This window comes from Rhodococcus ruber (genome assembly GCF_027270735.1).
GTDB classification, from domain to species: Bacteria; Actinomycetota; Actinomycetes; order Mycobacteriales; family Mycobacteriaceae; genus Rhodococcoides; species Rhodococcoides rubrum_A.
The window spans coordinates 45027-57051 of the sequence record NZ_JAPWIJ010000017.1 but is presented as its reverse complement, the minus strand read 5'-3'; the positions used below and the strand labels follow the sequence as shown (position 1 = coordinate 57051).

The 12025-nt window shown below is 64.5% G+C and carries 12 protein-coding genes and 2 tRNA genes; 8 read left to right on the top strand and 6 right to left on the bottom strand.

The features are described from left to right. Positions 1–103 precede the first annotated feature (103 nt). The 5 genes from O4220_RS26330 to O4220_RS26310 all read left to right on the top strand — a co-directional run bounded on the left by O4220_RS26330 (position 104) and on the right by O4220_RS26310 (position 3456). A complete protein-coding gene (locus O4220_RS26330) occupies positions 104–1018 on the top strand; it encodes a DUF3105 domain-containing protein (protein WP_269608500.1) in 915 nt (304 codons plus the stop codon). Continuing rightward, positions 1018–1734, top strand: coding sequence for a DUF305 domain-containing protein (locus O4220_RS26325; protein ID WP_269608499.1), 717 nt, complete (start codon positions 1018–1020; stop codon positions 1732–1734). Before O4220_RS26330 ends, O4220_RS26325 begins: the two co-directional genes overlap by 1 nt. 69 nt (positions 1735–1803) lie before the next feature. Further along, positions 1804–1876: transfer RNA gene (locus O4220_RS26320), tRNA-Arg, on the top strand. A gap of 60 nt (positions 1877–1936) precedes the next feature. Then, complete coding sequence (locus tag O4220_RS26315; RefSeq protein WP_269608498.1) at positions 1937–2854, top strand: hypothetical protein; 918 nt, start codon at positions 1937–1939, stop codon at positions 2852–2854. 14 nt (positions 2855–2868) lie between these two features. Then, the gene (locus tag O4220_RS26310; protein ID WP_269608497.1) at positions 2869–3456 is read left to right on the top strand and encodes a class I SAM-dependent DNA methyltransferase; all 588 of its coding nucleotides are present in this window, start codon (positions 2869–2871) and stop codon (positions 3454–3456) included. A 47-nt stretch (positions 3457–3503) separates the two neighbouring features. Here the strand turns inward: O4220_RS26310 and O4220_RS26305 are convergent. Beyond that, positions 3504–3574: transfer RNA gene (locus O4220_RS26305), tRNA-Cys, on the bottom strand. Positions 3575–3680: 106 nt separating this feature from the next. On the opposite strand from O4220_RS26305, the gene O4220_RS26300 reads away from it, so the two are divergent. Genes O4220_RS26300 through O4220_RS26290 form a run of 3 tightly spaced genes read left to right on the top strand, consistent with a single transcriptional unit; the run spans position 3681 to position 6520 of the window. Continuing rightward, positions 3681–5024: a DUF2254 domain-containing protein gene (locus O4220_RS26300; RefSeq protein ID WP_269608496.1), complete on the top strand. Its 1344-nt coding sequence runs from the start codon at positions 3681–3683 to the stop codon at positions 5022–5024. Positions 5025–5059: 35 nt separating this feature from the next. Next, positions 5060–5593 (top strand): MarR family winged helix-turn-helix transcriptional regulator, encoded by a 534-nt coding sequence (locus tag O4220_RS26295; RefSeq protein ID WP_269608495.1) that lies wholly within the window; start codon positions 5060–5062, stop codon positions 5591–5593. Positions 5594–5647: 54 nt separating this feature from the next. Continuing rightward, on the top strand, positions 5648–6520 hold the full coding sequence (locus O4220_RS26290) for a hypothetical protein (RefSeq protein ID WP_269608494.1): 873 nt from the start codon (positions 5648–5650) through the stop codon (positions 6518–6520). 44 nt (positions 6521–6564) lie between these two features. Here O4220_RS26290 and O4220_RS26285 read toward each other — a convergent pair whose 3' ends face one another. From O4220_RS26285 to O4220_RS26265, 5 genes are read right to left on the bottom strand one after another with little or no spacing between them, the layout of a single operon-like run. Then, positions 6565–7341, bottom strand: coding sequence for an enoyl-CoA hydratase (locus O4220_RS26285; protein WP_269608493.1), 777 nt, complete (start codon positions 7339–7341; stop codon positions 6565–6567). Beyond that, entirely contained in the window at positions 7338–8246 is a 909-nt protein-coding gene (gene mmsB / locus O4220_RS26280) for a 3-hydroxyisobutyrate dehydrogenase (RefSeq protein WP_032402879.1), read from the bottom strand. Before mmsB ends, O4220_RS26285 begins: the two co-directional genes overlap by 4 nt. After that, complete coding sequence (locus O4220_RS26275; RefSeq protein WP_269608492.1) at positions 8243–9301, bottom strand: enoyl-CoA hydratase/isomerase family protein; 1059 nt, start codon at positions 9299–9301, stop codon at positions 8243–8245. Before O4220_RS26275 ends, mmsB begins: the two co-directional genes overlap by 4 nt. After that, a complete protein-coding gene (locus O4220_RS26270; protein WP_269608491.1) occupies positions 9298–10437 on the bottom strand; it encodes an isobutyryl-CoA dehydrogenase in 1140 nt (379 codons plus the stop codon). Before O4220_RS26270 ends, O4220_RS26275 begins: the two co-directional genes overlap by 4 nt. 6 nt (positions 10438–10443) lie before the next feature. Continuing rightward, on the bottom strand, positions 10444–11952 hold the full coding sequence (locus O4220_RS26265) for a CoA-acylating methylmalonate-semialdehyde dehydrogenase (protein WP_269608490.1): 1509 nt from the start codon (positions 11950–11952) through the stop codon (positions 10444–10446). Between the last annotated feature and the right edge of the window lie 73 nt (positions 11953–12025).

The window sequence follows — 12025 nt, the reverse complement described above, 5'->3', positions numbered from 1 at the left end:
GCGCTCTGCGCGGACGGACCTTGGTCACCGCCGTCACCAGCAGATACGCACGACCAGCGACACCGACCACCAACTTTCCTCGACTGAGAGAGCAACTACAGCGATGCCAACGGGTCCCGACAAAGGCAGTCAGAACAAGTCGGCTGCGAAGGCAGACAAAGCCATCAACGCAGCCAACAAGAAGTCAGCTCGCAAGAAGAAGGGCGGCGTGCCTGCCGCCAAGGGCAGGCAGATTCCCTGGCTGACGGTGGCCGGAGTCGTAGTGGTCGTCGGCTTGATCGCCGGTCTCGGGATCAACTTGTACCCCAAGTATCAGGACCGCGCCGAAGCGCAGAAGTTCGCACCCAGCGAGAGCAACCAGGATCCGTCGACGGGAATCGACGGCGTCGCCAAACAGGATTACCCGGCGGCCTTGCACGTCGCTCGTAACCAGCGGGTCGCCTACGACCAGTCGCCGCCCTTCGGCGGACCGCACGATGCCGTGTGGGCCACCTGCACCGGAATCGTCTACCCCGAGGCCATCCGCACCGAGAACGCTGTGCACTCACTCGAGCACGGAGCCGTCTGGATCACCTACAACCCCGACGACCTGAACGAGGACCAGGTCCAAACGCTGGCCGATCGCGTCGACGGTGAAACCCAGATGATGATGTCGCCTTACCCCGGTCTCGACACCCCCGTTTCGCTGCAGTCCTGGGGCCATCAACTCAAGCTGGACAGCGTCGACGACGAGCGCATCGGCCAGTTCATCTCTGCGCTGCGCCTGAACCGCTTCGCCTACCCGGAGGTCGGTGCCAGTTGCGCATCGGTCCCCACCACCTCGGGCGACGGCAGCGACGGCTTCGATCCGGACAACCCACCGCTGTTCGACGCCTCCGCACCCGGCGCGGACGCCGTTCCGATGGACGGTGCCGGCATCACCCCCGACACCAGTGAGACCAGCGGGGGCGGCGGACTGCCGGGCGGCCTGCCCGGTGGAGCCCAACTACCCAGCGACCTTCAGGTTCCCGCGAGCTGATGACCGAATCGACAGTCGACTCGACTACCGGCCCGTCCGAGGTCAAGCCGAGCCAGCGCACTGCGCTGGTCGTCTTGGCGCTGATCGCCGTCCTGGCGATCGGTTTCGCGCTGGGCTTTCTGGTGGGGAATCCGTTCCGTGACGGTGACAACTCGCCTGCAGCGGGCTCGGTCGACGTCGGTTTCGCACAGGATATGACCGTGCACCACAACCAGGCCATCGAGATGGCCGCGGTGGCGTTGACCAATGCTCCCGATCAGGCCGTCAAGAATCTGGCGTTCGACATGCTCACCTCGCAGCAGAATCAGGTGGGCCAGATGCAGGGCTGGCTGGCTCTGTGGGACCGCGCATCGATTTCGACCGACGGCTACATGACCTGGATGACAGCCGACGACTCTCATGGCCACTCGATGGGTGGGATGTCGATGGAACCGGGGTCCTCCGATCCCACCAGGGCAATGCCCGGCATGGCCAGTTCCGCGGAGCTCACTGCGCTTCGGCAGGCGACCGGCACGGACGTCGACGTGATGTTCCTGCAGCTCATGCTGCGCCACCACGAGGGCGGCCTGGCGATGATGGAGTACGCCCAGACTCATGCTCAGTCTCCTGCGGTGATCAACTTGGCGAACTCCATGGTGGCCACGCAGACCAGCGAGTCGACGCTGATGAAGCAGATGCTTGCCGCGAAGGGTGCGCAGCCGCTGCCCGAGGGGTGATTTCGGCTCCGGTCACGTATGCGCTAGTCTTTCGTACAGCCCAACAGGCACGCCGGCTCGAGCCGGTGCGCCCCCGTAGCTCAGGGGATAGAGCGTTCGCCTCCGGAGCGAAAGGCCGCAGGTTCGAATCCTGCCGGGGGCACACATCTTTCACGCATGTCACCGCAACCCTGTGACTGCTCGAACGAGACGGTGGACTTCGATGTCCGAGGATCTCCCCCACATCGCCGCGGTCGTCGACGACCTGTACTCGTTGGCTCCCGCCGATTTCGTGTCGCATCGCTCCGCATATGTCGCCCGGTTCAAGAAGTCCGGCGACAAGTCCGGTGCCGCCAGCGTCGGTGCACTGCGTAAGCCGACGGTCGTTGCGTGGTTGGTCAACAGCCTCGCCCGGCGAGACGAATCGGCACTCGCGGAACTGTTCGAGCTCGGCGAGCAGCTCGAACGAGCTCAGCAGCGGGGCGACGGCGCCCGCCTGCGCGAATTGTCCACTGCTCGAAGCACTTCGATACGCGCACTGACAGAAAAAGCAATCGCATTGGGACGCGACCTCGGAGCGACCGTCGGCGACAGTGCTGCGCGCGAGATCGCCAACACCCTGAACGCGGCGATGGCCGATCCCGAGATTCGCGACCGCGTGCGGGCGGGCCGAACCGTCACGGCCGAAACCTACAGCGGCTTCGGGCCTGCGCTGCTCTCGCTCGTTCCCGACCCACCCGAGGACGAGACCGAGACCGAGCCCGAGCCCGACGGTGTACCGGCTGCCGATGACGTACCCGAGTCCGATCCCGAGAACTCCTCCGAAGCCGAGCAGCTACGCGAGGCCGAACACGATCGACTGGTCGCCGAATTCGACGCTGCCGAAACCGCGTTCGATGCCGCACGCGATGCCGCCGAAGCTGCCGACTCCGACACAGAACGTGTCGTATCCGAACGGCGCAGCGCCACAAAGGAAGTCGAGAGGCTCGAAGCCGAGCTGGACGCCGCCAGAGCCAAAGCGAAATCCGCGCGGGCAGCGGAGAGAACAAGCGTCGAACATGCCCAGTCGACAGCGGAGGCACTCGAGGCGGCCAAGGCACGCGTGGCCGAAGCCCGGGCCGCCCTCGAAGAACCGAGCTGACCTACCCTGGCGGGGTGACCACACGCTGGCAAGCCGAGAACTCAGCCGACGATTCCAAGCGGTACATCGAGCGATTCGACCGCCTGGCCGAACGCGGCGTGGATCTGCACGGTGAGGCCCGCATGGTCGACGCGTTGGTCTCCCCCGCGTCGAGCATTCTCGATGCCGGATGCGGTACCGGCCGACTCGGTGCCGAACTGGCCCGCCGCGGACACCGGGTGACCGCAGTGGATCTCGATCCGGTTCTGGCCGAGGCCGCGCGAGCACACACCGAACTCGATGTTCATGTCGCCGATCTGGCGATGCTGGACCTGGGACGGACGTTCGACGCGGCCGTCGCGGCAGGCAACGTACTCGTCTACATGAGGCCGGGCACCGAACGGGCTGCGCTGGAACGCATCTGGGCCCACCTGTCCGGCGGCGGAGTGTTCGTCACCGGTTTCGCCACCGATCGCGAGTACACCGTCGACATGCTCGACGAGGATTTGGCCGCGGTCGGCTTCGTCGTCGAACATCGTTTCGCGACCTGGGACCTACGGCCCTGGCGCGACGACGCGGACTGGGCTGTGACCGTGGCTCGAAAGCCCACGCTGCTGGCCTGAGACGGGATCGATCGGGACCGACCGTTGCCGGCCGGTCCCGATCTTCGAGCGAGCGACGGGATTCGAACCCGTGTGAACGGCTTTGCAGGCCGGTGCCTAGCCACTCGGCCACACCCGCATCACCGATGACGATGCCGCATCGGCCGGGCGAAGCCGACGGTTGCGATCATCGTGATTCGAACGCCGAAGGATTGATTCGGACACGCCGGGGAAGACTGTCGCTCATGAAGGAACACATTGCCAAGTTGCGGGAGTCGTTCTGGTTCATTCCCGCAGTCCTGGGAGTCTTTGCACTCCTGCTCGCGCAAGCACTCGTCAGCCTAGATCGCTATCTGCTCGACACCCGAGTGGATCTGACGGGTTCGCTGCTCTATCACGTCGGGGCCAGTGGCAGCCGGGATATTCTCGGCGCGATCGGCGGCTCGATGTTGGGTGTGGCCGCGACGTCGTTCTCCATCACCATTTCCGTACTCGCCACTGCCAGTTCGTCGTACGGCCCTCGCCTGGTGCGCAACTTCATGGCCGACCGCGGCAACCAGATAGTGCTCGGCATCTTCGGGGCAACGTTCCTGTACTCACTGATGGTCCTGCGCTCGATCCGATCGATCGAATCCGACGGTTCGGTGTTCGTCCCCGACATCGCCGTCAACGTGGCCGTCGCGCTCGCGGTTGTCGACGTCGGTGTACTCGTCTACTTCATTCATCACATCGCCCAGTCGATCCAGGTGGCGACGCTCTCCGCCCGGGTCCGCGACGAGCTTTCCGAGTCCGTCGACGCGCTGTATCCGCTCGAGCAACCCGAGGACGCAGCATCGGCGGAAGGCATCCACAAGCCGCCGGTCTACACAACGGTTCTCGCCGAGGACTCCGGGGTGATCATCGACATCGACGAGGACGCCCTGCTGAGCATCGCTGCCGACAACGGCACTCTGATCGAGATTCATCGGGTGCCGGGCGACCACGTCGTCTCCGGCGAGCCACTCGTAGACATTCTCGCCGATCGATCGGCCGATATATCCGAGGACGCGATCGGACGAGTACGAGGATCGTTCGACATCGGCACCAGCCGAACACCCCGGCACGACATCGCCTTCGCCGTCGAACAGATGACGGAAATGGCGGTACGCGCGCTGTCGACCGGAGTCAACGACCCGTATACCGCACGCAACGCCATCGACGATCTCTCGGTCGGACTCGTTGCGGTCGTCCAGCGCCCACTGCCCTGCCGAGCACGGTGCGACTCCGACGGCACCGTGCGACTGATCATTCGCCGCGTGGCCGTCTCGTCGCTGATCGACCACGCGCTCGATGCCGTGCGCATCTACGGGACCGGCAGTCCCATGGTGGTCCAGGCCGGAATCCGCCTCGCCGAGAGAGTCGGCCGTGCTGCGCGCTCCACCGATGATGTCGACTCCGTGCTGGCGCAACTGAGTCTGCTGGACGCAGCCCTGACCGTCGACGAGACCGACAACGCGCGGACAGCCGATGCCCGCGAGCAGATTTCGCGGACCCGAGCAGCGATCACCGATCGAGTGCCACTCGCCGTACTTCGCACCGTCATTCGGTAGACGCACGAACCGGACACCGTGGGAGGATGGTGTGTATGCCAGCCCCTTCGCCGCTTCCACTCGATCCCATTGCCGAGGCCCATCGCCAATGGACCGAGCACGGGTGGTCCGACGCCGCCGACGGCATGGCGGCCGTGACGTCGTTGATGCGGGCGCAGCAGATCATGCTGGCCCGGGTCGAGGAGGCCTTGAAGCCGACCGGACTGACCTTCTCGCGGTACGAACTGCTGACGTTGTTGACGTTCACCAAGAACGGCGCTTTACCGATGGCCAAGGCGAGCGCACGACTACAGGTACACCCCACGAGCGTGACGAATGCTGTCGACCGGCTCGAATCCGTCGGATACGTTCGCCGCATTCCGCATCCGAGCGATCGGCGCACCACTCTCGTCGAAATCACCGACGCTGGACGGACGTTGGCGGTGGAAGCCACCGAGCGTCTGAACTCGCTCGTGTTCGCCCGTCCGGGGCTCGCTCGCGACAAGCTGATCGCACTCATCCGCATCTTGGCGGAACTGCGTTCGGATGCAGGCGATTTCGATAGTGATGACATAACCACATCGTTCTGAGTTCTGTCGTGACTCGTCACAACGCAATGGCACACCCGTACCGTTCATGGTGGAATGACCGTGCGGAGAGTGCAGAGTCGATCTGCTGAAGGGCGGGGCGGGGTGCTGGTGTTGGGGGTCGGGGCGGGTGCGCACGGTGCACGCGCAATTCTGACGTATCTGGACAGCCCGCACCGAACACCCATCGTCTCGCGGACGGTGCTCCGCGCGCCCGGGCAGTCGTTGGCCACCACCATCGCTACCGGTGTCGATGCCATACATTCCATCGCGGCGACAATGTCGCTGCCGGTGCAGTTCTCGGCCATCGCGTACCGGGTAGCCACCGATCCCGGCTCGGTCGCTACCCGCGGCACCGCCCGCACGGCGTCACTCGTACCGGAAACCGCTGCGCAAGTGCGCTATCTGCGTTTCATCGGGCTGGTACCGAACCACGGGGTCACCGCCCTGTGCGATATCGGTAGCACCGGAACCACCGTCACCGTCGTCGATCTCGCGTCGTCTCGGACGCTGATGACGCGGCGTACCGCCACGTTCTGCGGCGACGATCTCGATCACTCGGTCCGTCGACTGCTCTCCGCCAACGGGGTTCGCGTCGGAATCGACGCCAGCCGGTCCATCAAGGAACAACTGAGCGCCGACTCTGTCGTCAGCACAGCGGATCCGTCCGGGACCGCCCGCCACGTACTCACACGGCGCGACTTCGACGATCTGATTGCCGGCCCCGTACGGTATGCAGGCATGCTCGTCGAGCAGACGATCCAATTGTCCGGGGCCAGACCGCAGTCGATCGTCGTACTCGGCGGCGGTGCGAACGTCACCTCGATTGCGCGGTCACTGGAACTGCGGACCGGTCTGCCCACTCTGGTGCCGTCGATGCCCGAGTTGGTGTCGGCCCGCGGTGCCGCCCTACTGTCTCCCGACAGGTAGGGCAACCCCGGGAGTGCAGCCTGCGGAACGACCCGGAAGATCAGCTAGCGGTGCCGGAAGTTGGGTGTCCGCTTCTCGATGAACGCCGACATGCCTTCCTTCTGATCCTCCGTGGCAAACGTCGAATGAAACACGCGGCGCTCGAACAGAACACCCTCGCTCAAACTCGACTCGAACGATCGGTTCACTGCTTCCTTTGCCATCATGGTGATCGGGAGCGACATTTCGGCGATGGTCGTCGCGGTCGCGATGGCGTCGTCGAGCAGGTCCGCGGCCGGCACGATGCGCGAGACCAATCCTGCTCGCTCGGCTTCCTCGACCTTCATGTTGCGACCGGTCAGGCACATCTCCATGGCCTTGGCCTTGCCCACCGCACGCGTCAAACGCTGTGACCCGCCGATTCCCGGAATGACGCCCAGCTTGATCTCTGGCTGCCCGAATACCGCTGTGTCCGAGGCAATCAGCACATCACAGAGCATTGCGAGCTCGCATCCACCGCCGAGCGCGTATCCCGACACCGCCGCGATCAACGGCGTCCGAGCCGACGCCAATCGGTCCCACGCCGCGAAGAAGTCGTCGAGGTAGACGTCCATGTACGACTTCGGCTGCATCTCCTTGATGTCGGCCCCGGCCGCGAAAGCCCGCTCGGATCCGGTGATCAGGATGGCACCGATCTCGGAATCTGCATCGAGTTCCTCGACCACCGAGACGACCTCACGCATCAACTGGGAGTTGAGCGCGTTCAACGCCTTCGGGCGGTTGAGCGTGATGATGCCGACGCGGCCCCGACGCTCGAGCAGGATGGTCTCGTACTCGGTCACTGGCCGGCTCCGTTCGAGCGTTCGCGGATGTCGTTGATGATGCCGGAGAAGTCCACGTCGGTTCCCCCGCCGGACGTTTCCTTGAACCGCGCGTACAGTTCGGCTGCGCGCAGACCGAGCACTCCCTCGACCCCGTTGTCGCGCAGTGCATTCGCAGCCAGGCCCAGGTCCTTGTCCATGAGCGCCGCCGCGAATCCGGGCTTGTACTCGTTGTTTGCCGGGCTCGTCGGAACAGGTCCGGGCACCGGACAGTTGGTGGTGAGCGCCCAGCATTGACCGGACGCAGTCGACGCCACGTCGAACAGTGCCTGGTTGCTCAGGCCGAGCTTTTCGCCCAAGACGAAAGCCTCGCTGATGGCGATCATCGATACTCCGAGGATCATGTTGTTGCAGATCTTCGCGGCCTGGCCGTTGCCCGCTGCGCCGCAGTGCACCACTTTACGGCCCATGACGTCGAGAACTGCTGCGGCAGAGGAGAAGTCTTCCTCCGAACCGCCCACCATGAAGGTGAGCGTTCCTGCTGCGGCTCCCCCGACTCCACCCGAGACCGGCGCGTCGAGACTGCGATGACCGGCCTCGCGAACCAGCGTGTGCGCGGCGTGGGCGTCGGCGACGTCGATGGTCGAGGAGTCGATGAACAACGTTCCAGGTGCGGCCGCGGGCAGCAGGTCTGCATAGAGCCCGAGGACGAGCCTGCCGTTGGGCAGCATCGTGATGACGATGTCGGCATCTGCGACGGCAGCGACTGCCGACTCCACCACAGTGACGCCGTCTTTCGCTGCTTGTTCGAGCGCCGCAGGCACCAGATCGAAGCCTTGCACGGTGTAGCCGGCCGCAGCCAGATTGGCGGCCATCGGTCCACCCATGTGGCCGAGACCGATGAAGCCGATCGTTTTCTCGCTCATGACTGCTCACCTTCTGTATGTGCTTTCGACAGACCGAGTTCGGCGTCGCCCAGGGGCGCGAAGTATCGGTCGACATCCTCGGCAGTGACGTCCGCCGACGTGGCCGGCTGCCACTGGGGATTGCGATCCTTGTCCACGACCTGCGCCCGAATTCCCTCGACCAGATCGTGACTGCTCAGCGAGGCGACCGACACGCGGTACTCCTCGTCCAGCACGGCCTCGAGCGAGGGCAGCGTCGCAGCCCGGCGCAGAGACCGCAATGTCACCGCGAGCGACACCGGTGATTTGGACGCGATGTCTTTGGCTGCCTGCTGCGCCTCCGGTACCGGGCTGGCGGCCAGGGCGTCGACGATGCCTTGCACATCGTCGCCCGCATAGCATTCGTCGATCCAGCCCTGCTGACCGGCGATTGCGGACTCCGGCGCAGGCTCGCTGAACGTCGCAACGGCCTCGCCGACGCTCACGGTTTCGAGAGCCGCGTAGAACTCTTCGAGCTTGTCCGACGGAACGTAATGGTCGGCGAATCCGACCGCGATCGCGTCGGCCGCGTTCATTCGCGCGGTGGTGAGCGCGAAGTGGGTGCCGATCTCGCCGGGAGCACGCGAGAGTAGGTACGTGCCACCGACATCGGGGACGAAGCCGATGCCGACCTCGGGCATCGCGATCTTGGAACGTTCGGTCACGATGCGAGTGTTCGCGTGTGCGGACAGCCCTACTCCTCCGCCCATGACGATGCCGTCCATGATCGCGACGAAGGGCTTCGGGAATCGGGCGATCGCGGCATTGAGCACGTACTCGTCGCGCCAGAAGTCCTTGCTGCCGCTACCGCCGTCTTTCGCATCGTGGTAGATCGAGACGATGTCGCCACCGGCACACAGCCCCCGTTCACCGGCACCGGTCAGCAAGACGGCGTCGACGGTGTCGTCGGTTGCCCACTGCGCCAACGTCGGGGCGATCTGTTGCACCATCGCGTGCGAAAGCGCGTTGATGGCTTTCGGGCGATTGAGGGTGATGCGACCGAGCCCGCCGGAAACCTCGAGGAGAACGTCACTCATGCGGCACCCACGATCGAACGAGCGACGACGACGCGCATGATCTCGTTGGTACCTTCCAGAATCTGGTGGACCCGTAGGTCACGGACGATTTTCTCGACACCGTACTCTGCGAGGTAACCGTATCCGCCGAGCAGCTGCAGCGCACCGTTGGCGACCTCGAATCCGGTGTCGGTTCCGAAACGCTTTGCCATCGCGCACATTTCGACCTTGTCGGCTGCGTCGTTCTGCAAGCCGTCCGCTGCTCGCCACAGCAAGGTTCGGGCAGCTTCGAGCTCGGTCTTGAAATCCGCCAACCGAAACTGCAAGGCCTGCGAGTCGAGCAACCTGGCACCGAATGCGTTGCGGTCGGCGAGGTAGGACACGGCCTTGTCGAGGGCGGACTGTGCGCCCCCGATCGAGCACGCGGCGATGTTGATGCGTCCGCCGTTGAGCCCGTTCATCGCGATACGAAATCCGTCACCCTCCCCGCCGAGCAGATTCGCAGCCGGAACGCGGGCACCTTCGAAGACCACCTGGCGGGTGGGTTGAGCGTTCCACCCCATCTTCTTCTCGTTCGCTCCGAACGACAGTCCTGCAGTGTCCTTCGGCACGATGAACGCCGAGATGCCGCGGGGACCCGGCTCTCCGGTGCGGGCCATGACGACGTACACCTCGGAAGTACCTGCGCCGGAAATGAACTGCTTGACGCCGTCCAGCACGTACTCGTCACCGTCACGGACGGCCTTGGTGCCGAGCTTTGCCGCATCGGATCCAGCGCCGGGTTCGGTGAGGCAGTAGCTACCCAATTGGTCCATCGAGCACAGTCCCGGGAGCCAGCGCTGCCGCTGCTCGTCGTTTCCGTAGGTGTCGATCATCCACGCAACCATGTTGTGGATGGAGATGTACGCCGCGATGGACGGGTCCCCGGTCGCGAGTTGCTCGAAAATTCGCACGGCGTCGACGCGGGTCAAGCCCGATCCACCGACGTCCTCACGAATGTAGATGCCGCCCATCCCGAGCCCGGCAGCCTTGCGTAGAACGTCCACCGGGAAATGCTTCTGCTGATCCCATTCGACAGCGTTCGGTGCGAGGAACTCGTCCGCGAAGTCGCGAGCTGTGTCGTTGATGGCACGCTCGTCCTCGTTCAACGTGAACATGGCCGATCAGTCCATGTTCGGGATGACGAAGTGATTCTGCGCAGCTGCTTCCTTCGTGCCCGACGGCCAACGCTGCGTGACGGTCTTGGTCTTGGTGTAGAACCGGATCGAGTCGGGACCGTGCTGATTCAGATCGCCGAATCCCGAACGCTTCCAACCACCGAACGTGTGGTACGCGATCGGGACCGGAATGGGAACGTTGACACCGACCATGCCGACCTGGACACGGGAGCAGAAGTCACGGGCGGTGTCGCCGTCGCGGGTGAAGATCGAAACGCCGTTGCCGTACTCGTGCTCGGTGGGCAGGCGTAGCGCGTCCTCGTAGTCCTTCGCGCGGACGACGATCAGAACGGGTCCGAAGATCTCTTCCTTGTAGATCCGCATGTCGGTGGTCACCTTGTCGAACAGTGTTGCGCCCGCGAAGAATCCGTTCTCGTGGCCGGCCAGGCTGAATCCGCGCCCGTCGACGACCAACTCGGCACCCTCGTCCACGCCGATCTGGGTGTAGTCGTTGACTCGCTTCAATGCATCGCTGCCCACGAGCGGGCCGAAGTCCGCGTCCTCGTCGTCGCTGCGGCCGATCTTCAGCTTCGCGACGCGCTCGGTCAGCTTGGCGACCAGCGCATCTGCGGTCTCCTCACCTACCGGAACCGCGACAGAGATCGCCATGCACCGCTCACCGGCCGAGCCGTACGCGGCCCCGAGCAGTGCATCGGCAACCTCGTCGAGATCGGCGTCGGGCATCACCAGAGCGTGGTTCTTGGCTCCACCGAAGCACTGTGCGCGCTTACCGTGCTGGGCCGCCGTCTCGTAGATGTACTGGGCGATAGGCGTCGAGCCGACGAAACCGATCGCCTTGACGCGATCGTCGGTGAGCAGCACGTCGACAGCGTCCTTGCCGCCGTTGACGACGTTGAACACGCCCGGAGGGAGTCCTGCCTCGAGGAACAGCTCGGCGAGCTTGAGGGGGACGGACGGGTCGCGCTCGGAGGGCTTGAGGATGAACGCGTTACCGCAGGCAATGGCCGGGCCTGCCTTCCACAGCGGAATCATCGCGGGGAAGTTGAACGGGGTGATGCCTGCGACGACGCCGAGCGGCTGACGCATCGAGTAGACGTCGATGCCGCCACCGGCCCCCTCGGTGTACTCGCCCTTGAGCAGATGCGGGACGCCGACAGCGAATTCGACGACCTCGACGCCACGCTGAATGTCACCCTTGGCATCAGCGATGGTCTTGCCGTGCTCGGAGGACAACAGACGCGCGAGCTCGTCCATATCGCGAGTGACCAAAGCGAGGAACTTCATGAGCACGCGTGCGCGACGCTGCGGGTTCCATTTCGCCCACTCACGTTGAGCCTGTTCGGCGTCGGCGATCGCAGCCTCGACCTCGGACACATCGGCGAGGGGGACACGAGCCTGCACCTCGCCGGTATTCGGATCGAACACGTCCCCGAATTTTCCGGAGGTGCCGGCGACGTGCTTGCCGCCGATGAAGTGTGTGAGTTCGCGAGCCATGGAATCAGTCCGTCCTCGAGCCTGGAAATTGAAGTACGCCCATCCTATAGTTGGATGTCCACGTAAGTCCAGG